We start from the raw sequence: 21,863 nt of genomic DNA on the forward strand, positions 1-21,863 counted from the left end.
TGCGGGACCGGCCCCCTCGTTCATGTCCGATTCCCGCCAGCCGGGGCGCCGGGGGGCTGCGAGCATGGACGGGTGCTGACCGACCCCGACCAGCGCTACCGCGCCGTCACCGCCCGCGACGCCCGCTTCGACGGGCAGTTCATCACCGCCGTGCGCACGACCGGCATCTACTGCAGGCCGTCCTGCCCGGCCACCACGCCCAAGCGGCACAACGTGGAGTTCTTCCCCACCTCGGCGGCGGCCCAGCAGGCCGGGTACCGCGCCTGCAAGCGCTGCCTGCCCGACGCCGTGCCCGGGTCCCCGGAGTGGGACCTGCGCGCGGACCTGGCCGGGCGCGCGATGCGCCTGATCGCCGACGGCCTGGTCGAGCGCGAGGGCGTGCCCGGCCTGGCGGCCCGGCTCGGCTACTCCGTGCGGCACCTGACCAGGGTGCTGACCGCCGAGCTCGGCGCCGGTCCGCTGGCCCTGGCCCGCGCCCACCGGGCGCACCAGGCCCGGGTGCTGATCGAGACGACCGCGCTGTCGGTGTCCGACGTGGCCTTCGCCGCGGGCTTCGCCAGCGTCCGGCAGTTCAACGACACCATCCGCGAGGTCTTCGCCACCACGCCGACGGCGCTGCGCGCGGCCCGTCGCGGGGACCGCCCGGCCTCCCCGGGCCGGGTCGTGCTGCGGCTGCCGGTCCGCAGGCCGTTCGACGCCGAGGGCGTGCTGGCGTTCCTCGCCGCGCGCGCCGTCCCCGGGGTGGAGGAGGTCACGGCCGAGGGGTACGCGCGCACGCTGCGCCTGCCGCACGGCACCGCGACCGCCCGGCTGCGCCCCGCCGACGGCCACGTCGAGTGCGCGCTGGCGCTGACCGACATGCGCGACATGAGCACCGCGGTCGCCCGGCTGCGGCGGCTGCTCGACCTCGACGCCGACCCGGTGGCCGTGGACGAGACGCTGGCCGCCGACCCGGTGCTGGCCGCGTCGGTGGCGGCCACCCCCGGCATCCGCGTGCCCGGCTCGGTCGACGGCGCGGAGACGCTGGTGCGGGCGCTGCTGGGCCAGCAGGTGACCGTCGCCGCGGCGCGCACCGCGGCCCGGCGGCTGACGACCGCGCTCGGCGAGCGGCTGCCGACCCCGGACGGCGGGCTGACCACGCTGTTCCCGACCGCCGCCGCGATCGCTGAGCACGGGGCGTCGGTGCTGACCGGGCCCGCGCGGCGCATCGAGTCGATCGCGGCGGTGTGCGCGGCGATCGCCGCCGGCGAGCTGGACCTGCACGTCGGCGCGGAGTCGGCGGACCTGTGCGTGCGGCTGCGGGCCTACCCGGGGATCGGGCCGTGGACGGCGGGGTACGTGGTGATGCGCCTGCTGGGCGCCTCGGACGTCCTGCTGCTGGAGGACATCGCCCTGCGCAAGGGCGCGGCCGCGCTGGGCCTGCCGTCCACCCCCGACGCCCTGGACCGCCACAGCCAGCGGTGGCAGCCGTGGCGCTCCTACGCGGGCATGCACCTGTGGCGGGCGGGCGCCCGGCCGCTAGAGAAGGCGTCGTAGGGCGTCGATCGTGTCGGCCTCGTCCGGGGTCTTGTCCGGCCGGTAGCGCAGGACCCTGGCGAAGCGCAGCGCGATGCCGCCGGGGTAGCGCGGGCTGACCTGCACCCCGTCGATGGCGATCTCCACGACCAGGTGCGGCCGCAGGTGGACCGCCCAGTCGTCGCGGTGCGCCTCGTACCGGGGGAAGGTCGCGGTCTGCCAGGCCAGCAGCTCGTCGGTCAGGCCCTTGAACGTCTTGCCGACCATGATCGGCGGGCCGCCGTCGGGGTCGCGGGCGCCCAGGTGCAGGTTCGACAGCGTGCCGGTGCGCCGCCCGTGCCCCCACTCGGCGGCGAGGACGACGAGGTCGAAGGTGTGCACCGGCTTGACCTTCTGCCACGCCTTGCCGCGCCTGCCCGCCTGGTAGGGCGAGTCCAGGTCCTTGACCACCACACCCTCGTGGCCCGCGTCGAGCGCCGCCGCGGTCAGCTCCTCGGCCTGCTCCGGCGTGGGCTCGTCGACACCGGGGATGACGTGCTCGCCGACCGCGCGCCGCAGCGCCGCCACCCGCGCGCGCAGCGGCTCGTCGATGAGGTCGTCGCCGTCGAGGTGCAGGCAGTCGAAGAAGTAGGGCCGCAGCAGCAGGGCCTTGACCTGTTCCTCGGCGGTGCTGCCGAAGCGGCTCATGGTCTCCTGGAACGGGCGCGGGCGGCCGTCGTCGGCCAGGGCCAGGGTCTCCCCGTCGAGCACGGCGGCGGCGCAGGGCAGCCCGCGCACCAGCTCGACCAGCTCCGGCACGCTGGCGGTGATCTCGCGCAGCGTGCGGGTCCAGACGCGCACCTCGTCGCCCCGCTTGTGCACCTGGATGCGCGCACCGTCCATCTTGTACTCGACCCGGCAGGGCGCCAGGTCGGCGACGGCCTCGGCCAGGCTGGCGCCGGGCGCGGCGAGCATGGGCCGCACCGGGCGGCCGAGTTCGAGCCGGACCTCGGCGAGGGCGCCCGCGAAGGCGGCGGCCGCGGTCTCGGGCAGCCTGCCGGAGAGCATGAACGCCCGCCGGACCGCCTGCCCCGGCTGCCCGGCGGCCCGCGCGATGGCGTCGAGCATCACGCCCTCCAGCGCACCCTGGCGCAGCTCACCGGTCAGCAGCGCACGGAGGAAGCGCTGCTCGTCGCCAGTCGCCGCGGCGAACAGCCCACCAAGCAACTCACCCCGCCGCGCCGACGACCCAGCCCCAGACACCCCCGCGACCTGCTCGAACACCTCATCCACCGCCTGCACGCTCAACGTCGGACTGGCAGCGGGCGGCCCGACCACCGCCGCCAGCGTCCGCCACCCCGCCCCAATCCGCCCCTGCCGCGGCGCCCCAGCCAGGAACGCCACGACCGCAGGCATCTCGTCACCATCGGCCGCGGCAAGCAACCCAGCCAGCGCGTCGACCTTCGCCAGGCGGGAGCGGGTCGCGCCCACCGCCGCGGACACGGCCACCACCTCGGCGAAACTGAGCATGCGGCCATCTTGCCCCCGCCCACCGACACCCGCCCGGCACCGCCCGCCCGCCATCCCCGGTGCACAGTGGACGCCCCCGCTCCCCCTGCCGAGGCCCGCGATCTCGGCGACCGCCGCACCGACCGCGGCCGAGGTGCAACCGGAGAGCGGGCGTGCACACCCCACTCCTCCTAGGGAGGTGCGCCAGCAGCAGGCGGTCCCGGCAACCGCGCGCCCAGCCGGTCCGAAGTGGCGGCCGCGCACCCCACGACGAAGCCTGAACGGTGCCGCCGCCAGGGCGTAGCCAGCGAGCACGGGCACGTGGACGCCCCGCTCTGCCGGGCGCGCTAGCAGCGCGATCTCGGCGCAGCCTTTCCGCAGGAGTGGTCGCGTACCCCACGACAAGGCCGGGAAGCGGCACGCCCGCCAAGGCAGAACTGGAGAGCGCGGGCACGTGCACGCCCCGCTCTGCCGGGCGCGCTAGCAGCGCGCGATCTCGGCGACCGCGGCCCGCAGGCGGTCCGGGGTGGTGGCCGCGTACCCCACGACCAGGCCGGGGAACGGTGCCGCGGCCAGGGCGTAGCCGGAGAGTGCGGGGGCGTGGATGCCCCGCTTCGCCAGCGCGGCCTCCAGGCCGGCGTCATCGGAGCCCGCGGGCATCCGGAGCACGACGTGCAGGCCGGCTGCGACGCCGTGTGGGTGCCAGTCGGGCAGGTGGGTGGATACGGCGTCGAGCAGGGCGTCGCGGCGGTGGCGGTAGAGCTGGCGGGTGCGGCGGAGGTGGCGGTCGTAGCCGCCGGTGCGCAGCAGGTGGGCGAGGGCGGCTTGGGGCAGCGGGGAGCAGCCCAGGTCGGACAGGCGCTTGCGCTCGACGACGCGCCCGTGCAGCGACGGCGGCGCGACCAGCCAGCCCAGCCGCAGCGCGGGCGCGAGCACCTTGCTCACGCTGCCCAGGTAGACCACGCGGTCGCGGTCCAGCGTCTGCACCGGGCCGACCGCCGGGCGGTCGTAGCGGTGCTCGGCGTCGTAGTCGTCCTCGATGACCAGCCCGTCGCGCTCGCGGGCCCACTCGACCAGGGCGCGGCGGCGGGCCGGGCCCAGCACGACGCCGAGCGGGAACTGGTGGGCGGCGGTGACCAGCACGGCCCGGCAGCCGGTGCGGGCGAGCCGGTCGACCCGGATGCCGTCGGCGTCGACCGGGACGGGCACCGGCCGCAGGCCGTGCGCGGCGAACAGCTCGGCCGAGCCGGGGTGCGTCGGGTCCTCCACGGCGATGGTCCGGTGGCCGTCGGCGCGCAGCACGTGGGCCAGCAGGGCCTGGCTCTCCGCGACGCCGTGGGTGATCAGCACGTCGGCGGCCGGGAGGGACCGCACCCGGCCGAGGTAGGCGGCCAGCTCCGCGCGCAGGGCGGGCAGCCCGCGCGGGTCGGGGTAGCCGAGCTGGTCGTCGGAGAGCGCGGCCAGCCCGGCCCGGGTCGCGGCCTGCCACTCGGCCCTGGGGAAGGCGCTGAGCGCGGGCAGCCCGGGCCGCAGGTCGTACCGCCACCGCTTGTCGTCCTCAGTGGACAGCGCGGTCGGCGCGGCCGCGGGCACCGGGGCCACCGTGGTCCCCGAGCCGCGCTTGGCCGTGAGGTAGCCCTCGGCGACGAGCTGGGCGTAGGCGGCGGTCACCGTCCCCCTGGCCACGCCGAGCTGCCCGGCGAGGTCGCGGCTGGACGGCAGGCGGGTGTGCGCGGGCAGCGTCCCGTCCCGGATGGCCGCGCGCAGCGCCGCCTCCACCGCGCGGCCGCGGGTGCCGTGCGGGAGCAGCAGCGTGCGGAAAGTGGACCAGTTCGCAGACATCGAAGTGGAGCTTAACCTTGGTCCACTCCACCGGGGATGCTGCTTCGGTGAAATATCCTCAACTCGCGGGCCTCGCCGCGGCCGCACTCGTCGGGGGCACCGTCCCGGTGTCCGGGTTGCTGGTGGACTATCCCCTGCTGACCGGTCAGGCCGGACGCTTCCTGCTCGGCGCAGCCGTGCTGGCCGCGTTCATGAGGGTGCGCGGCATCCCGCTCGGCCGCCCCCGATTAGCCGACCTGCCCGCGCTCGGCGCCGTGGTCGGCGTCGGGATGCTGGGTTTCAACGCCACCCTGATCGCCGCCCAGGACCACGCCGACGCCGGGCTGGTCGCCGCGGTGCTGGGCGGCAGCCCGCTGGTGCTGGCCCTGCTCGGCCCGCTGCTGGCCCGCCAGCGCCCGGCCGTCGCCGCCATCGCCGGGGCCGCGGTCGTGGTGTCCGGGGTCGCCGTCCTCTCCGGCGGCGGCTCGTGGTCGGGGCCCGGCCTGCTGCTGGCCGTGCTGACCATGCTGGGCGAGGTCGGCTTCACCCTCTTCGCCGTCGGCCTGATCCGCCGCCACGGCGGCTACGCCACCTCGTTCTGGACGCACTTCGCCGCGGGCGTGGCGGGCGCGGTGCTCGCGGCCGCCCTGGAGACGCCCCGACTGCCCACCGCCACCGAGGCCACCGCGCTGGCCACCGTCGCCGTCCTCGCGGTGTTCGCCGCCTGCCTGTGGTTCGGCGCCGTGCGCACGCTCGGCGCGGGCCGCGCGGGCGTGCTGATCGGCGCGATGCCGGTGGCGGGCTTCGTCGTCTCCGTCCTGCTCGGCGCCGAGCCCCTGCGGCCCGCCGGGGTCGCCGGGGCCCTGCTGGTGGCCGCGGGCTGCGTGATCGGCCTGCGCCAGCGCCGGGCTACCGACCGCCGCGAGCCATCCGGAGAACGTCGAGGGCTTCATCCAGCTGCGACTCCGTGATCGCCCCGGACTCGACGTGCCCGCGCTCGACGACGACCTCGCGGATCGTGCGGCGCTCGGCGAGGGCCTGCTTGGCGATCGAGGCGGCCTCCTCGTAGCCCAGGTAGCGGTTGAGCGGGGTGACGATCGACGGCGACGACTCGGCGTACTCGCGCATCCGCTCGGCGTCGGGGGTGGCCCCGGCGATCACCTTGGTGGCCATGAGCCGGGCGACCGCGGCGAGCAGGCGCGTCGATTCCAAGACGTTGCGGGCGATCACCGGCAGCATCACGTTGAGCTGGAAGTTGCCCTGGGTGCCCGCGAACGCCACCGCCGCGTCGTTGCCGATGACCTGCGCGACGACCATCATCGTCGCCTCGGGGATCACCGGGTTGACCTTGCCGGGCATGATCGACGAGCCTGGCTGCAGGTCGGGCAGGGCCAGCTCGGCCAGCCCGGCGCGCGGGCCCGAGCCCAGCCAGCGCAGGTCGTTGGCGATCTTGTAGAAGGCCACGGCCGCGGTCCGGAGCTGGCCGGACAGCTCGACCACCGAGTCCTGGCTGGCCTGGGCCTCGAAGTGGTCCGGCGCCTCGGTCAGCGGCAGGCCGGTGACCTCGGCCAGCTCGGCGGCGACGGCGGCGCCGAAGCCCTCGGGGGCGTTGAGCCCGCTGCCGACGGCGGTGCCGCCGATGGGCAGCTCGCCGACCCGCGGCAGGGTCGAGGCCAGCCGGGCGGCCGCGGCGCGGACCTGGGTGGCCCAGGCGCCCGCCTCCTGGCCGAGGGTGACCGGCACGGCGTCCATGAGGTGCGTTCGGCCGGATTTCACCAGGTCGGCCCACTCGGCGGCGCGGGTCTCGATGGTGCTCGCCAGCGCGTCCAGGGCGGGCAGCAGGTCGCCGACCACCGCGTCGACGGCGGCCACCCGCAGCGTCGTCGGGAAGGTGTCGTTGGACGACTGCGAGGCGTTGACGTGGTCGTTCGGGTGCACGTCGCGCCCGAGCGCGCGGCTGGCCAGGGTTGCGATGACCTCGTTGGCGTTCATGTTCGACGACGTGCCCGAGCCGGTCTGGAAGACATCGATCGGGAAGTGCTCGTCGTGCTCGCCCGCGGCCACGGCGTCCGCGGCGGCGGCGATGGCCTCGGCGAGGTCCTCCGGCAGCACGCCGAGCCGGGCGTTCACCCGGGCGGCGGCGGCCTTGAGCAGGCCGAGCGCGCGGATCTGGGCGCGCTCGATGCCGCGGCCGGAGATCGGGAAGTTGTCGACGGCGCGCTGGGTCTGCGCCCGCCACAGGGCGGCGGCGGGGACCTGGACCTCGCCCATCGTGTCGTGTTCGGTGCGGAACTCGGGCATACCACCAGTGTTGCCGTTCCCGAGGCGGTGGGCAGTGTCAGCGTGCGCACATAGGGTGGTGCGAGGACGCCCACCACGCCCGAGAGCAGGTACCGATGACCGCTCCGATCGAAGCCGACCTCCTGATCGTCGGCGCAGGCCCGACCGGGCTGTTCGCCGCCTACTACGCCGGGTTCCGCGAGCTGAGCACCGTCGTGGTCGACTCCCTGCCCGAGCCCGGCGGCCAGGTCACCGCGATGTACCCGGAGAAGATGATCTACGACGTCGCCGGGTTCCCGGCCGTGCGCGGGCGCGACCTGGTCGCCGCGCTGGTCGAGCAGGCCGACCAGTGGAAGCCGACCTACCTGCTGGGCAGGCGGGCCGCCGCGCTGGCCGAAGTGGACGGCGGCTTCGAGGTCGCCCTCGACGGCGGCACGACCGTGCGGGCCAAGGCGGTGCTGGTGACGGCCGGGATCGGCGAGTTCACCCCGCGGCCGCTGCCCGCGGGCGCGGACTGGCTGGGCCGGGGGATGGTGCACTTCGTGCCGTCGTTCGAGGCCCACCGCGGCCACCACGTGGTCGTTGTCGGCGGTGGAGACTCGGCGTTCGACTGGGTGCTGGCCCTGCACCCGGTGGCCGCCAGCGTCACGCTGGTGCACCGCCGCGCCAAGTTCCGGGCCATGCCCGCGACCGTGCGGCAGGTCGAGGAGCTGGGCGTGCGGATCATCACCGACGCCGAGGTGGTCGCCCTGCGCGGCGACGAGTCCGGCCTGGCCGAGGTGGAGCTGGCGGTCAAGGGCGTCGACGTCAACCCGGTCCTGCCCGCCAACACCGTGGTCGCCGCCCTCGGCTTCACCGCCGACCTCGGGCCGATCGAGTCCTGGGGCCTGGAGATCCACCAGCGCTCGATCAAGGTCGACTCCACCATGCGCACCGCCCGCGAGCGGGTGTACGCCGCGGGCGACGTGGCCGCGTACCCGGGGAAGGTGAAGCTGATCGCGACCGGCTTCGGCGAGGCGGCCACGGCGGTGAACAACATCGCCGTGGCCATCGATCCCGACGCCCACCTGTTCCCGGGCCACTCCAGCGGCTGAGCTAGCGCACGACCTGCACGACGTCGCCGACCTGCAAGGTGTTGAAGTACTTGGCTGCGGCGGTCTGCGACAGGTGGATGCAGCCGTGCGACTTCTCCTGCAGGCTGCCCTGGTGGAAGGCGATGCCGCCGTTGAAGAACACCGAGTACGGCATCGGGGCGTTGTTGAAGATGCTGCTGCGGTGGTGGCGGTTCTTCCAGCCGACCTTGAAGGTGCCGGGCGGGGTCTCCCAGCCCGCCCGGCCGTGGGTGATCGGCACCGGGCCGTAGACGGCGACGCCATCCTTGATCAGCCACGACTTGTTGGCGGATAAGTCGATGCAGGCCCGCGCGCTCGCCTTGCAGGGCGTGCCCTTGGCCAGGCCCACCGGCTGGGCCTTGGAGGTGGTCGTCGTCCTGGTGGTGGCGGGCGGGCGTGTCGTGGTGGTCGACCGCGGCGTGCTCGTGGTCGTCCGCTGGATCGTCGTCGTGGTGGTCGTGGTGGTCGGCCGGGTGGTGGTGGGCTCGACCGTGGTCGTCGGGGTGGTGGCGACGGTGGTCGTCGTCGTGGCGGGGGCGGGTGTCGCGGCGGTGCTCGTGCCGCAGGCGGCGAGCGCCGCGAGCGTCGCCGCCCCCAGCACGGCGTGTCGGATTCGCATGTCGGCTCCCTCGGCTCGCCTGCGGTGGTCTCGTGGGTAAGACGGCACCGCGGCGAGCCGAGTTGTCGACCGCGATCAATCCGTTATGGCAGCGGGGGGAGTTCGTCGTGGTCGCGGTCGAAGTCCACCGAGGCGTACTCGCGCAGCTTCGTCAGCCGGTGGAAGCCGTCGATCATCCGCACGGTGCCCGACTTCGAGCGCATGACGATGGACTGCGTGGTGCAGCCGCCGGACCGGTAGTGCACGCCGCGCAGCAGGTCGCCGTCGGTGACGCCGGTCGCGCAGAAGAAGACGTTGTCGCCGCGCACGAGGTCGTCGGTCATCAGCACGCGGTCGAGGTCGTGGCCCGCGTCGCGCGCCTTGGCCCGCTCGGCCTCGTCCTGCGGCCACAGCCTGCCCTGGATCGCCCCGCCCATGCACTTGAGCGCGCACGCGGCGATGATCCCCTCGGGCGTGCCGCCGATGCCGATGAGCATGTCGACCCCGGTGTTCGGCCGCGCCGCCGAGATCGCCCCCGCGACGTCGCCGTCGGAGATGAAGTGGATGCGCGCCCCCGCGGCCCGCACCTCCTCCACCAGGTGCTCGTGCCGCGGCCGGTCGAGGATGCAGACGGTCACGTCGGAGACCTCGGTGTGCTTGGCCTTGGCCACCCGGCGGATGTTCTCGGCGACCGGCGCGGTGATGTCGATGACGTCGGCGGCTTCCGGCCCCACCGCGAGCTTCTCCATGTAGAAGACCGCGGACGGGTCGAACATCGCCCCCCGCTCGGCCACCGCCAGCACGGCGATGGCGTTCGGCATCCCCTTGGACATCAGGGTCGTGCCGTCGATCGGGTCGACCGCGACGTCGCAGTCGGGCCCGTCCCCGTTCCCCACCTCCTCACCGTTGTAGAGCATGGGCGCCTCGTCCTTCTCGCCCTCCCCGATCACCACGACACCGCGCATCGACACGGTGCCCACCAGCTTCCGCATGGCGTCGACCGCCGCCCCGTCGCCGCCGTTCTTGTCCCCGCGGCCGACCCACCGACCCGCCGCCATCGCCGCCGCCTCGGTCACCCGGACCAGTTCCAGTGCCAGGTTCCGGTCGGGCGCTTCCCGACGGCGGGCCGTGCTGGACGTGGTCGCGGTGCTCATCGCTGCCTCCCGGATCGACGCTTGACCCGGGAATCCTCCCAGACGCAATCGGTCCAGTGCCCAACCGAGCAGCGGTGCCGCTCGTCACCCCCATTCCGACCAATGCCCTCGTGACCTGCGACAACACCCTCCCGCACCGCCCCACCCCCCGGCCTGCGACGATGGGTCCGTGCCCGACCACACGACCCCCCGCACCCCCGACGAGCCCACGCCACCCCCAGCCGACGGCGCCGACCGCGCCCCGGCACCGGCTCCTGGCGGCGACAGCGGGCAGGCCTCCCGGAGCGACGCAACCGCGCGGGATTCGCGCGACGCCGCCACGGCAGCCGCCGCGGGCGGCGCGCACACCGAGGGCACGGACGGACGCCCCGCGAAGGCAGGCACCACCGCCGGCAGTCCGAGCGAGTCAGGCGGGACTACAGCGAGCGGCGAGCGACCCGGACCGACCGCGGAAGCGGACACCCCCGCAGGGACCTCCCCGAGCCAGGCAGGCGGGGCTGCCGCGAGCGGCGAGCAGCCGGGACCGCCCGCGGAGGCAGGCACCTCTGCAGGCACCTCCCCCAGCGAGGAAGGCGGAGTTGCCCCGGGTGGCGAGCAGCCCGGATCGCCCGCGGCGGCGGGAACTCCCGCGGGTGCCTCCCCGAGCGAAGCGGGCGGGGCTGGCGCGGGTGGTGGGCGGCCGGGGCCGACTGAGCGCAGGCTGGCGCAGTCGTTGCGGGACATGGTGTGGTCGTTGGTGGCGCTGCTGCTGATCATCGCCGCGCTGCTGGTGTTCAACCGGGGGTGTTCGTTCAGCCCCGGCGGGCCGAGCATCGAGCCCGAGTCGGTGCCGACCGTGGACCTCACCGCGTCGTTGCAGTCGAGCGCGCGGACCGTCGGGTTCCCGGTGCGGCTGCCCGCGGTTCCCGCGCAGTGGCGGGCGAATTCGTCCAGCACCAGCGCGGTTCCGCCGGTGTCGGTCGTGGTCCGGGCCGGGTGGCTGACGCCGGAGCGGTTCGTGCAGCTGAGCCAGTCCGGCGCGGGTGTGGTCGACCTGGTGCGGGTCGAGACCGAAAGGGACGATCCCGGGGCCAGCGGCTCGGTCACCGTCGACGGGACTCAGTGGACGGTCTACCCGGGACGCCGCAAGGAGGTCGCGTGGGTCACCGATCTCGGGGACGTGCGGCTGCTCATCACGGGGACGGGCACGGAGGCGGAGTTCCGCGCGCTCGCGCAGGCCGCGCAGCAGGCGGCGCCATTGCCGAAGGAGTGAGGTCATACCCCCAGGGTGCCCAGTCGAACGCGCGTTCGACAGGACACGATCGGGTGATCAGTCCGCGGACTCCGCGGCCGCCAGGGCGCTCTCGACCCGCTCGCGGGCTCCGGCCAGGTGCTTGTCGCAGATCTTGGCCAGCACCTCGCCGCGCTCCCACAGGGCCAGGGACTCCTCCAGGGACAGCCCACCGGCCTCCAGCGTGGCCACCACGTCGGCCAGTTCATCGCGGGCCTGCTCGTAGCCCAGCTCCTCGGTCACCGCGTCGCGCTCCTCGCTTGGCTGTAGGTGCGGACCAGGGCGGTCGCCACCGCCTGGTCGTAGCCGACGAACGCCTCGGCGAACTCCGCGCCGTCGCGGTCGGCCACCGCCTCGACGATACGGCTGGCCGCGCGGTCCACCCGCCCCCGGTCCCCCGGGGCGAGGCCGCGCGCGTAGGCCGAGGTCGTCATCGCCAGCTCGCGCAGCCGCTCCGGCAGCAGCCGCCGCCCGGGGGCGTCGCAGCCCGCCAGCAGGGCGGCCCAGCACTCGGTGGCCGCGGCGTCGGCGCGGCAGGCGAGGCGGTGCACGGCGCGCACGGCCGGGTCGGCGCGCGGATCGCGGGCGAGGGTGGCCGCGGTGGAGATGGTCAGGGGCAGGAATGTCGAGTCGGCCCTGGCCACCGCTGTCACCGTCCTTCGTCGCCTGCCGGTTCCCGGTCGCCGGTCACGACCGCGTGGAGGGCGCCGTCGGCGACCCGGATGCGCAGCGCCGTGCCCTCCGGAGCGTCCTTGAGCGAGCGGAGAACCCGGGCGGCGCCGTCGGCATCGGTGTACTGGACCACCGCATACCCCCGGTCAAGGGTGGCGGCTGGCCCCAAGGTCGTCAAGCGCGCCCTGGTCGCCGACAGCGCGGTCGACTCGGCGGCCACCCGGCCGAGCACCGCCCGGCGGGCCCGGCCGATCAGCGCCTCGACGGCCTCGGCGCGGCGGTCCAGCGGGGTCAGCGGGTCGGCCAGGACCGGGCGGCTGCGCAGCGAGTCCAGCAGCCGCCGCTCGCGGTCGACCCAGCCGTGCAGCGCCCGGCGGGCCCGGTCGCGCAGCTGGCGCACCCGCGCGGTCTCCTCGGCGACGTCGGGGACCACGCGCTTGCCCGCGTCCGTCGGCGTCGAGCAGCGCACGTCGGCGACGTGGTCGAGCAGCGGGGTGTCCGGCTCGTGCCCGATGGCGCTGAGCACCGGCGTGCGGCAGGCGGCGACCGCCCGGCACAGCGCCTCGTCGGAGAACGGCAGCAGGTCCTCGACGCTGCCGCCGCCGCGGGCGATGACGATGACGTCCACGGCCGGGTCGCGGTCGAGCGCCGAGAGCGCGTCGACGATCTGCGGCACCGCAAGCGCCCCCTGCACCGCCACGTTCTCGATCCGGAACCGGACCGCGGGCCAGCGCGCCCTGGCGTTGGCCAGCACATCGCGCTCGGCGGCCGAGGCGCGCCCGGTGATCAGCCCGACGCAGCCGGGCAGGAACGGCGGGCGGCGCTTGCGCTCGCGCGCGAACAGCCCCTCGGCGGCCAGCAGCCTGCGCAGCCGCTCGATTCGCGCGAGCAGCTCGCCGATGCCCACCGCGCGGATCTCCTCGGCGCGCAGGCTGATCGTGCCGCGGTTCATGAAGAACGTCGGCTTGGCGTTGACCACCACCCGCGCACCCTCGGCCAGCGTCGGCTGGGCGCGCATCAGCGCCATCGAGCAGGTGACGGTCATCGACACGTCCGCGGCCGGGTCGCGCAGGGTCAGGAACGCCGTGCCGGTGCCCGGGCGGGCCGAGATCTGGGTCACCTGGCCCTCGACCCACACCGTGCCCAGCCGGTTGATCCACTCGGCGATCTTGCGGGCGACGGTGCGGACCGGCCACGGCTCCTCCGCGGTGGGGCCGCTCACGTCTGGTCGCGGACCGTCGCGATGCGACGGGTGAGCATGCCCACGAACGACGGCCGGTTCCCGGTGCCGCGCTCGTAGGCCAGCAGCTCCTCCAGCTCGGCGACGGTGAACGACCGCAGCCGGGCGCGCAGCTGGGGCAGGGACAGCTCGTCGTAGTTCTCCACCGTCGCGGGCGGCCCGGCGGGGGTGTCGGCGATCGCGTGCTCCTCGGCCGTCCACGGGTCGTCCACCCGGTCGAACGCGGTCCGCTGCGGCGCCTCCTCCTCGTCGATGTCCTCGTCGAAGGTGGCCCACTCGGGGTTCTCCTCGGCCGGGCGCAGGGCGGCCAGCACCTCGTCGCCCTTGATCGCCAGCTCGGTGACCTGCTGCTGCAGCCGCATCGACGCCTGCAGCGCCTGGCTGACCACGGTGACCGGCAGCCCGGCCAGCGCGGTGGGCAGCTCGCGTGCGCGCTCCACGGCCGTCACGGCCAGCCCGGCCGCGACGCGCAGGGGCAGGGGGAGGCTCTTCATGGCCCTAGCCTGCCCCAGCCGGGCGCGCCTGCCCAGACCGGGGCGGGCCTCTACCCTGGATGCCATGACTGCTGTGAACCCGACGCCGGGCAAGCGCGTGCTGCTGGCCAAGCCGCGCGGCTACTGCGCGGGTGTGGACCGGGCCGTGGAGACCGTCGAGAAGGCGCTGGAGACCTACGGACCGCCGGTCTACGTGCGCAAGGAGATCGTGCACAACAAGCACGTGGTGGAGACGCTGCGCGAGCGCGGCGCGATCTTCGTCGACCAGACCGACGAGGTGCCCGAGGGCGCGCTGGTCGTCTTCTCCGCCCACGGCGTCTCCCCTGCGGTCCACCAGGAGGCAGCCGACCGCAACCTGCGCACGATCGATGCGACCTGCCCGCTGGTGACCAAGGTCCACAACGAGGCGCGCCGCTACGCCAAGCAGGACTACGACATCCTCCTCATCGGCCACGAGGGCCACGAGGAGGTCGAGGGCACCGCGGGCGAGGCCCCCGACCACGTGCAGCTGGTCGACACCGCCGAGGACGTGGACAAGGTCGTCGTGCGCGACCCGTCCAAGGTCGTCTGGCTGTCGCAGACCACGCTGTCGGTCGACGAAACGATGGAGCGGGTCGACCAGCTCAAGGCCCGGTTCCCGAACCTGCTGGCCCCGCCGAGCGACGACATCTGCTACGCCACCCAGAACCGCCAGGTCGCGGTCAAGACGATGGCCCCGCAGTGCGACCTGGTGCTCGTGGTCGGCTCGACCAACTCGTCGAACTCCAAGCGGCTGGTCGAGGTCGCCCTGCAGGCGGGCGCGAAGGCGTCCTACCTGATCGACTTCGCGCACGAGGCGCAGGAGTCGTGGCTGGACGGGGTGTCGACCGTGGGCGTCACCAGCGGCGCGTCGGTGCCCGACAACCTGGTCATGGACCTGCTGGCCTGGCTCGCCGAGCGCGGCTACGCCGACGTGCACGAGGTGACCACGGCCAACGAGAAGATCGCCTTCGCGCTGCCGCCCGAGCTGCGGCGGAAGCTGAAGACCGGCTGATCAGCGCTCCGGCCGGGGCCGCCGCGGCTTGCGCTCGGCGTCCCTGGGCCGGGCGTCGCGGCCGCGCGGCTCGTCCTTGGGCCGCGGCTTGCCGCCGTCGCGGGGCCGGGGCCGCGAGCCCTCGCGGGCGGGCCGGGCCTCATCCCGGGAGCGGGCCTCGTCGCGGGAACGGGAATCCTCGCGGGGACGGGACTCGTCCCGGGAGCGGGACTCTTCGCGCGGACGCGCCGGGCGCGACCGGGCGGGCGGCTCCTCGCTCGGGCGGCGCTTCTCCCGCGGGCGCTCCACGACGGCGGGGTCGGGGTCGCGCTGCAGGAACAGCCTGCCCAGCCCGATGGCCAGCACGACGCCGGTGGTGATGGCCATCGTGGGGAAGTTGCTGGTCAGCGGCAGGGCGACGTTGACCAGCATGGCCTTGAGCCCGCCCTCGCCGCCGGGGCCGAGCAGGACGTAGGAGCCCACCCAGACCAGCGCGAACACCAGCGGCGGCTGCACGATCGGGCCGAACACGTTGCGCCTGCGGACCAGGCAGATCGCGGCCACGCAGCCGCCGACGTACCCGCCCTGGAAGACCTGGCCCAGGGTGTCCTTGGACAGCATGTCGACCACCGCTGCGGCGGCGCTGAGGCCCGCGGCCAGCAGCACGGCGGCCCACCACGGCAGTCCCCGCGACCGGCCGAAGATCGGCCGTTCGTCCCACGCGGGATCGGCGCGGTGCTCATCAAGATCGCCGCGGCGATCGCGAGTGGCTGTCACGGCGATACACGTTAGCCGTTCGGGGAAGCCGCCCTGCGGGCGTTTGCCAAACCGGGGAGCCGCCCTCACCGCGCGTGTGAGCGCGATCACCCATCATGGTGCACACCTGTGCCCTGGGCGGGCGCGTCGCCGTTGAGCGCGATCTCGTCGGCCTCGCGCAGCGCGGGCAGCGGGGTGGGGGTGGCGGTGGACTCGCTCAGCGGGAGCACCGACGCGCGGAACTGCTCCAGCGCCTCCAGCTCGCGCCTGCGCGCGGAGACGAACCGCTGCAGGTGGGTGCTGGAGAGGTTGAGCGCGTCGATCGCGTTGCCCGCGGCCCGGTGCGCCGCGGCCGCCCCGGCGCGCACGGCGGCCACGTCGGCGACGATCACCCGCTCGGTGGCGGCGAACAGCGCCGCCGCGGCGACCACGCCGAACCCCGTCGGCCCGCAGAGGAACACCCGCCGGTCGAGCAGCCAGCGCAGCAGCCCGGGGTCGGTGTCCAGCGCGGCGACGACGGCGGCGTCGGAGGGCACGAACATGACCGTGCCGTAGATCGCGTCGGCCCAGCGCTGGTAGTTCTTGCCCGCCAGCTCGGCGGCGCGGGCGCGGATGTGGCGCACGTGCACGCGCAGGGCGTCGATGCGCTCCTCGGGGTCGTCGGTCTCCACCGCCTCGGCCCAGCAGGCCAGGCTCGCCTTGGCGTCCACCGGCACCCGCCTGCCCCCGCCGACGAGCAGCAGCAGGTCGGGCCGGGCCGCGCCGCCGCCCGCGACGTCGGTCTGCACCTCGTAGTGCAGCCCCTCGCGCAGGCCGAGGGCGCGCGCGGTCTCGACCAGCACCCGCTCGCCGAGCTCGCCCCGGCCGCTGATCGAGGCGAAGGCGACCTCGTAGCGGCGCAGGGCGGCCTGGTTGGCGTCGGAGCGGGCGCGCTCGCTGGCCACCTCGGCCCGGGCGGCGTCGACGCGGCGGTTGCTGTCGGCGTAGAGCCGCAGGAACAGCGCCACCGCGGCGACGAGCAGCAGCGCGAGGACGGCGGTCAGGGTGCCCAGGACTGCGGTCACGGCGATCATTGTCCCCGACCCGGCCGCAGAACCCGGCGAACGCGCGTTCGACGGCGTGGCTCCCCCGATCGGGGCGGTGGTCGCCCTACGGTGTCCGGCATGCGGCTCCTGCACACCTCCGACTGGCACGTGGGCCGCACCTTCCACGGCCGCGACCTGCTGGCCGAGCAGGAGTCCGTGCTGGGCGGGCTGGCCGACCTGGTCGCCGACGAGCGGGTGGACGCCGTGGTCGTCGCGGGCGACCTCTACGACCGCGCGGTCCCCTCGGCCGAGGCGGTCGCGGTGTGCGGGCGCGTGCTGCGCCGCATCGCCGACGCGGGCGCCCGCATCGTGATCACCCCCGGCAACCACGACTCCGCGCCCCGGTTGGGCGCCTTCGCCGACTTCACCACCGCGGGCGGGCTGCACCTGCTGACCTCGACGGCCGACCTGCACAAGCCCGTGGTCATGGCCGACGAGCACGGCCCGGTCGCGCTGTACGGCATCCCGTACCTGGAGCCGGACCCGACCAGGGCGGTGTTCGGCATGCCGGAGCTGCAGGGGCACTCCGGGGTGATCGGCGAGGCCATGCGCCGGATCAGGGCGGACCTGGCCGGGCGGCCGGAGGGCACCCGGTCGGTGGTGCTGGCGCACGCCTTCGTCGTCGGCGGGGAGGCGTGCGACTCCGAGCGCACGATCGCCGTCGGCGGGGTGCCGCACGTGCCCGGGAAGCTGTTCGACGGGGTGGACTACGCCGCGCTCGGGCACCTGCACGGCTCGCAGGCGCTCGCCGAGCACCTGCGCTACTCCGGCAGCCCGCTGGCGTACTCCTTCTCCGAGGCCCGGCACCGCAAGTCGGTGTGGCTGGTCGACCTCGACCGGCGCGGCCTGGCCGAGGTGCGCAGGCACGAGCTGCCGGTGCCCCGGCCGCTGGCGCGGCTGCGCGGCGAGCTGGACGAGCTGCTGGCCGACCCGGCGCACGAGGCCGTCGCCGACCACTTCCTGTCGGTCGAGCTGACCGACCCCGCGCGCCCGCTGGACGCCATGCGCAGGCTCCAGCAGCGCTTCCCGCACGCGGTGCACCTGGAGTGGCGGCCGGTGGGCCGCATCGAGGCCCCGCGCCGGTACAGCGACGCCGTGCGCGGGCGCGACGACGAGGCCGTCTCGTGCTGCTTCGTCGAGGCCGTGCGGGGCACGGCGGCCACCCCCGCGGAGCGGGCGCTGCTGCGCACCGCGCTGGCCGCGGTCGCCGGGAAGGAGCCCGAGTGAGGCTGCACCGGCTGGAGCTGGCCGCGTTCGGCCCCTACCCGGGACGCGAGGTGGTCGACTTCGACGTGCTGGCCGCCGAGGGCCTGTTCCTGCTGCACGGCGACACCGGCGCGGGCAAGACCTCGCTGCTCGACGCGGTGTCCTTCGCGCTGTTCGGCAGCGTGCCCGGGGTGCGCGACGAGGCCAAGCAGCTGCGCTGCGACAACGCCCCCGACCTGGTGCACACGGAGGTCTCGCTGGAGCTGACCGTGCGCGGGCGGCGGTTCCGGGTCGCGCACAGCCCGGAGTACCAGCGGCCCAAGCGGCGCGGGACGGGCTTCACCAAGCAGCAGGCGACGGCGTCGCTGACCTGGCTGGACGGCACCGGCGAGCCGCTGACCCGCATCGATGAGGTCGGGCGGACGGTGCAGCACCTGCTGGGCATGACCAAGGAGCAGTTCTTCCAGGTCGTGCTGCTGCCCCAGGGCGAGTTCGCCCGGTTCCTGCGCTCGGAGACCAAGGAGCGCGAGGAGCTGCTGGAGCGGCTGTTCGGCACCGAGCACTTCAAGCGGGTCGAGCTGTGGTTCCGCGAACGCCGCCGGGAGCTGGGCGCGGAGGTGGAGCGGGCGCGGGTGCTGGCCGACGGGCTGGCGGGCCGGGTGGCCCAGGTCGTGGCCGCCGAGCCGCCCGCGGAGCCGGACGAGGCGTGGCTGTCGGCGATCGTGTCCGGGGTGGCCGACGAGGCGGCGGCCACCGCGGCGGAGCAGGCGCGGGCGGCGCGGGAGCGGGCGGCGGCCGAGGCCGCGCTGGCCGACGCCCGGGCGCTGGCCGACCGGGTGCGGCGGGTGCGCCGCGCGCAGCAGGAGCTGGCCGAGGTGGCCGCGCAGGCGGGCGACCGGGCGGCGTGGGCCGAGGAGCTGGGCGCGGCCCGGCGCGCGGCGGGCGTCGTCACCGCGGTGGAGGCGCTGCGGGCCGTGGAGCGGCAGGCGGAGGCGGCCGCCACGGCGGAGCGGGAGCGGGTGCGCGCGGCCGTCGCGCTGGGCTGGGCCGGGACCGGCGACCCGCGCGCGGCGGCCAACGCGCTGCGCGAGGAGGCCGGGGAGCTGGCGGGCCTGGTCGCCGAGGCCGAGCGCCAGCAGGCCGAGCAGGCCCGCGCCGCCGAGATCGCCGCGCGGCTGGCCGCGGTCCGCTGGGACGAGCTGGGGGCCGAGGCCGACGCGCTGACCGTCGCGGTGGAGCAGGCGCGCGCGGCCGTGGCCGAGTCGGCCCGGGCCGCGGCCGCCCTGGACGGCCTGCTGGCGGCCGCCGAGGCGGCGGCCGCCGCGGTCGGCCACGCCGCGGAGCTGCCCGCCGCCGAGGCCGCGCTGGCCGAGGCGGTCACCCGGCACGCCGCCGCGGTGGACGCCCACCAGGACGCGCGCGACCGGCTGCTGGACGTGCGGCAGCGGCGGCTGGCCGGGATGGCCGCCGAGCTGGCCGCGATGCTGGACGGCCCGTGCCCGGTCTGCGGGTCCGAGGACCACCCGGCCCCCGCCGCCGCGGCCGACGCCGTCTCGGCCGCCGACGAGGAGCTGGCCCAGGACGCCGAGCAGCAGGCGCTGCGCGGGCGCGACGCCGCCGCGGAGGCGCTGCGGCGGGCGCGCGGCGCGGTGGAGGCGCTGCGGGAGCGGCTGGCAGGCTGGGACGACCCGATCGCCGCGCACCGCAGCGCCCAGGCGGCCTACGACTCGGCGCGGGAGCTGGCCGACCTGCACCCGGCCCGGGTCGCCGAGCTGGAGACCTTGGAGCGCCGGGTCGAGGACGCGGGCAGGCGGCGGACCCGGCTGGCCCAGGACGTGGCGTCGTGGGCGGCCGAGCGGGCCGAGGTCGAGGCCCGCGTCGCCGAGCGCGCCGAGCGGCTGGCCGCGGCGCGCGGCGGCTTCGACTCGGTGGCCGGGCGCCGCAGCCACCTGCTGGAGCTGGGCGAGGCCCTGGACGCAGTGGCGGACGCGCGGGCCTTCGCCGCGACCGTCGCCGAGCGGGTCGCCGAGCAGCGGTCGGCCGTGGACGCCGCCGTCGCCGTGGCCGGGTTCGCCGACCTCGGCGCGGCGCTGGGCGCGGCCCGGGAGGCCGAGATCATGGCCAAGCTGGACGACCAGCTCGCCGAGGCGCGGCTGCGCGAGTCGACCAACCAGCAGATCCTCGCCGACCCCGAGCTGTGGGGCGTCGACCCGCAGACCGAGGTCGACCTGCCGCCGCTGGTGGCCGCGGTGGACGCCGCCCGCGAGCGCGCCGAGGGGGCGGTGGCCGACGCCCGCGCCGCCGCCGCGCGGGCCGAGGCGCTGGCGGGCCTGACCGACCGGGTGCAGCGGGCCTGGCGGCGGCTGGCCCCGCTGGCCGCCGAGCACGCCGAGCTGGACGCGCTGACGGATGTGGTGAACGGCCGCGGCCAGAACACCGCGCGAATGTCGCTGCGCTCGTTCGTGCTGGCCGCCCGGCTGGAGGAGGTGGTCGTCGCGGCCACCGACCGGCTGCGCCGGATGACCCAGGGGCGCTACGCCTTCGTCCACTCCGACGAAGCCGGGGCCCGGGGCACCCGCGGCGGGCTCGGCCTGGACGTGCTCGACGACTTCACCGGCCGGGTGCGCTCGTCCAAGACGCTCTCCGGCGGAGAGTCCTTCGTGGCCTCGCTGGCGCTGGCCCTGGGCCTGGCCGACGTGGTGGCCGCTGAGACCGGCGGCGCGGTGCTGGACACGCTGTTCGTCGACGAGGGCTTCGGCGCGCTCGACGCCGACACCCTCGACGACGTGATGTCCATCTTGGACGAGCTGCGGGCGGGCGGCCGGGTCGTCGGCGTGGTGTCGCATGTGGAGGAGCTGCGCCAGCGGATCCCGGTGCGGCTGCGGGTGCGCAAGGCGCGCACCGGCCCGACGCTGGAGCTGGTCAGGGGCTGAGGCTGCCCGCGGCCCCGGGCAGGGCGTCGGTCAGGTCCCGGGGCCGCGGGCCAGCTCACATGGCGGCGGCCGCGCGTGCCGTGTCGCGGCCTGCGCCTGCGAACGCGACGACGGGCGCCGCGAACGGGCGGTGCAGGATCATCGGGCCTCCAACCTGGAATGGGACGCGCAAAGCGTGCTGCCGCACCGGATGCGCCGACAAGGGCGCCTGCGGGCGGGTCGGAGCGTTCAAGCACCTTTACGGACGGCGAGTGCCCGCTTACTGTGAACATTCACAGTCATTCACAGTCGGAGGAACGCCTGTGGACCCGTTGGCCGACGCCCTGCGCCGCGGCCCCTTCCACGTCGCGCTGCGGACGGCGATCCAGACGCGCGGGCTGTCGCTGGCCCGGCTGCGCGCCCACCTGGCCCGGCTCGACGTGCAGGTGGCCGAGTCCACCCTGAGCTACTGGCAGCGCGGCCTGCGCCACCCCGACCCGCAGCACGCCCTCGGCGCGGTCCGGGCGCTGGAGTCGGTGCTGGGCCTGCCGACCGACTCGCTGGTCGTCCTGATCGGCCCCCAGCAGCGCGGCCGCACCCGCAAGCAGTCGACCTCCTACGCGGAGCTGGTCGACGCGGGCACCACCACCAGGGAGCTGCTGCGGTCGCTGGGCGTGCACCCCGAGCAGGTCAACGCGGACCTGGAGGTGCGGATGATCACCGAGCGGGTGACCCTGCGCGCCGACCGCTCCCAGGGCCGGGTGGAGACGCTGAACGTCTCCCAGGCCCACGCCGAGGGCATCGACCGCTACGTCGCGGTCTACCACGGCGAGGTGGGCGCCGACGGGACCGCGGTGCGGGTGAGCGCGGGCGACGGCTGCCGGGTCGGCCGGGTCCGCCGCAAGGACCACGTCGTGGTGTTCGAGCTGGTCTTCGACCGGGTGCTCGGCAAGGGCGAGGTCGTGGTGCTCAGCTACGCCGTCGACGACGAGACCGGCGTGCCGTGCCCGGGCTACTACCGGCTGTTCCGGGCCCCGACCGGGCCGTTCCTGCTGCAGTACGAGCTGCCCCCCGAGCGCCTGCCCGCCCGGCTGGTGCAGGAGATCCGCAGCAACGACGCCCGGCCGCCGAGCCTGAGCCGCGAGCTGTACTGCGACCGCAACTGCGTGGTCAGCGCCTACTACCCGAGCATGGAGCCGGGGATCGCGGGAATCGCCGTGGAGTGGGAGTGAGCGCTAGGTTGGCCTG

Annotated in this window: 19 protein-coding genes; 8 read left to right on the forward strand and 11 right to left on the reverse strand. The window is 75.5% G+C overall.

Annotated features, from left to right (window positions below; genetic code table 11):
• Positions 1 to 72 precede the first annotated feature (72 nt).
• Complete coding sequence (locus ACWEPX_RS28540; protein WP_451900343.1) at positions 73 to 1,536, forward strand: AlkA N-terminal domain-containing protein; 1,464 nt, start codon at positions 73 to 75, stop codon at positions 1,534 to 1,536.
• Here ACWEPX_RS28540 and ACWEPX_RS28545 read toward each other — a convergent pair.
• Positions 1,519 to 3,024 carry an ATP-dependent DNA ligase gene (locus ACWEPX_RS28545; protein ID WP_451900344.1) on the reverse strand — a complete coding sequence of 502 codons (1,506 nt, stop codon included), beginning with the start codon at positions 3,022 to 3,024 and terminating at the stop codon, positions 1,519 to 1,521. The genes ACWEPX_RS28540 and ACWEPX_RS28545 overlap by 18 nt on opposite strands.
• Positions 3,025 to 3,483: 459 nt before the next feature.
• Positions 3,484 to 4,845, reverse strand: coding sequence for a MocR-like pyridoxine biosynthesis transcription factor PdxR (gene pdxR / locus ACWEPX_RS28550; protein WP_451900345.1), 1,362 nt, complete (start codon positions 4,843 to 4,845; stop codon positions 3,484 to 3,486).
• A 47-nt stretch (positions 4,846 to 4,892) separates the two neighbouring features.
• Here pdxR and ACWEPX_RS28555 point away from each other — a divergent pair, with 47 nt between their 5' ends.
• Positions 4,893 to 5,795, forward strand: coding sequence for a DMT family transporter (locus ACWEPX_RS28555; RefSeq protein WP_451900346.1), 903 nt, complete (start codon positions 4,893 to 4,895; stop codon positions 5,793 to 5,795).
• Here the strand turns inward: ACWEPX_RS28555 and ACWEPX_RS28560 are convergent.
• Entirely contained in the window at positions 5,734 to 7,125 is a 1,392-nt protein-coding gene (locus ACWEPX_RS28560) for a class II fumarate hydratase (RefSeq protein WP_451900347.1), read from the reverse strand. The two genes, ACWEPX_RS28555 and ACWEPX_RS28560, sit on opposite strands and share 62 nt — an antisense overlap.
• 95 nt (positions 7,126 to 7,220) lie before the next feature.
• On the opposite strand from ACWEPX_RS28560, the gene ACWEPX_RS28565 reads away from it, so the two are divergent.
• Complete coding sequence (locus tag ACWEPX_RS28565) at positions 7,221 to 8,198, forward strand: NAD(P)/FAD-dependent oxidoreductase (protein ID WP_451900348.1); 978 nt, start codon at positions 7,221 to 7,223, stop codon at positions 8,196 to 8,198.
• 1 nt (position 8,199) lies between these two features.
• Here ACWEPX_RS28565 and ACWEPX_RS28570 read toward each other — a convergent pair whose 3' ends face one another.
• Positions 8,200 to 8,835, reverse strand: coding sequence for a L,D-transpeptidase (locus ACWEPX_RS28570; RefSeq protein ID WP_451900349.1), 636 nt, complete (start codon positions 8,833 to 8,835; stop codon positions 8,200 to 8,202).
• Positions 8,836 to 8,918: 83 nt separating this feature from the next.
• Positions 8,919 to 9,968 (reverse strand): class II fructose-bisphosphatase, encoded by a 1,050-nt coding sequence (glpX, locus tag ACWEPX_RS28575; protein ID WP_451900350.1) that lies wholly within the window; start codon positions 9,966 to 9,968, stop codon positions 8,919 to 8,921.
• A 169-nt stretch (positions 9,969 to 10,137) separates the two neighbouring features.
• Between glpX and ACWEPX_RS28580 the strand changes: the two genes are divergently transcribed.
• The gene (locus tag ACWEPX_RS28580) at positions 10,138 to 11,220 is read left to right on the forward strand and encodes a DUF4245 family protein (RefSeq protein WP_451900351.1); all 1,083 of its coding nucleotides are present in this window, start codon (positions 10,138 to 10,140) and stop codon (positions 11,218 to 11,220) included.
• 57 nt (positions 11,221 to 11,277) lie between these two features.
• On the opposite strand, the gene ACWEPX_RS28585 is transcribed toward ACWEPX_RS28580, so the two are convergent.
• Genes ACWEPX_RS28585 through ACWEPX_RS28600 form a run of 4 tightly spaced genes read right to left on the reverse strand, consistent with a single transcriptional unit; the run spans position 11,278 to position 13,644 of the window.
• Entirely contained in the window at positions 11,278 to 11,481 is a 204-nt protein-coding gene (locus tag ACWEPX_RS28585) for an exodeoxyribonuclease VII small subunit (protein WP_451900352.1), read from the reverse strand.
• Complete coding sequence (locus ACWEPX_RS28590; protein ID WP_451900353.1) at positions 11,478 to 11,882, reverse strand: sugar ABC transporter substrate-binding protein; 405 nt, start codon at positions 11,880 to 11,882, stop codon at positions 11,478 to 11,480. Before ACWEPX_RS28590 ends, ACWEPX_RS28585 begins: the two co-directional genes overlap by 4 nt.
• Positions 11,883 to 11,887: 5 nt before the next feature.
• A complete protein-coding gene (xseA, locus tag ACWEPX_RS28595) occupies positions 11,888 to 13,132 on the reverse strand; it encodes an exodeoxyribonuclease VII large subunit (RefSeq protein WP_451900354.1) in 1,245 nt (414 codons plus the stop codon).
• On the reverse strand, positions 13,129 to 13,644 hold the full coding sequence (locus ACWEPX_RS28600; protein ID WP_451900355.1) for a lipid droplet-associated protein: 516 nt from the start codon (positions 13,642 to 13,644) through the stop codon (positions 13,129 to 13,131). The genes xseA and ACWEPX_RS28600 overlap by 4 nt, the downstream gene beginning before the upstream one ends.
• A 64-nt stretch (positions 13,645 to 13,708) precedes the next feature.
• Here ACWEPX_RS28600 and ACWEPX_RS28605 point away from each other — a divergent pair, with 64 nt between their 5' ends.
• Positions 13,709 to 14,677 carry a 4-hydroxy-3-methylbut-2-enyl diphosphate reductase gene (locus ACWEPX_RS28605; RefSeq protein WP_451900356.1) on the forward strand — a complete coding sequence of 323 codons (969 nt, stop codon included), beginning with the start codon at positions 13,709 to 13,711 and terminating at the stop codon, positions 14,675 to 14,677.
• Here ACWEPX_RS28605 and ACWEPX_RS28610 read toward each other — a convergent pair whose 3' ends face one another.
• A complete protein-coding gene (locus ACWEPX_RS28610; protein WP_451900357.1) occupies positions 14,678 to 15,433 on the reverse strand; it encodes a DUF6542 domain-containing protein in 756 nt (251 codons plus the stop codon). It abuts the gene before it with no gap.
• An 86-nt stretch (positions 15,434 to 15,519) separates the two neighbouring features.
• Positions 15,520 to 16,485 carry a DNA recombination protein RmuC gene (locus ACWEPX_RS28615; RefSeq protein ID WP_451900358.1) on the reverse strand — a complete coding sequence of 322 codons (966 nt, stop codon included), beginning with the start codon at positions 16,483 to 16,485 and terminating at the stop codon, positions 15,520 to 15,522.
• A 90-nt stretch (positions 16,486 to 16,575) separates the two neighbouring features.
• On the opposite strand from ACWEPX_RS28615, the gene ACWEPX_RS28620 reads away from it, so the two are divergent.
• The 3 genes from ACWEPX_RS28620 (at position 16,576) to ACWEPX_RS28630 (ending at position 21,847) form a co-directional block, all read left to right on the forward strand.
• On the forward strand, positions 16,576 to 17,724 hold the full coding sequence (locus tag ACWEPX_RS28620) for an exonuclease SbcCD subunit D (RefSeq protein WP_451900359.1): 1,149 nt from the start codon (positions 16,576 to 16,578) through the stop codon (positions 17,722 to 17,724).
• Complete coding sequence (locus ACWEPX_RS28625; RefSeq protein ID WP_451900360.1) at positions 17,721 to 20,636, forward strand: AAA family ATPase; 2,916 nt, start codon at positions 17,721 to 17,723, stop codon at positions 20,634 to 20,636. The genes ACWEPX_RS28620 and ACWEPX_RS28625 overlap by 4 nt, the downstream gene beginning before the upstream one ends.
• A 302-nt stretch (positions 20,637 to 20,938) precedes the next feature.
• The gene (locus tag ACWEPX_RS28630; RefSeq protein ID WP_451900361.1) at positions 20,939 to 21,847 is read left to right on the forward strand and encodes a hypothetical protein; all 909 of its coding nucleotides are present in this window, start codon (positions 20,939 to 20,941) and stop codon (positions 21,845 to 21,847) included.
• The last annotated feature ends 16 nt before the right edge of the window (positions 21,848 to 21,863 follow it).

Source organism: Actinokineospora sp. NPDC004072 (assembly GCF_053604195.1).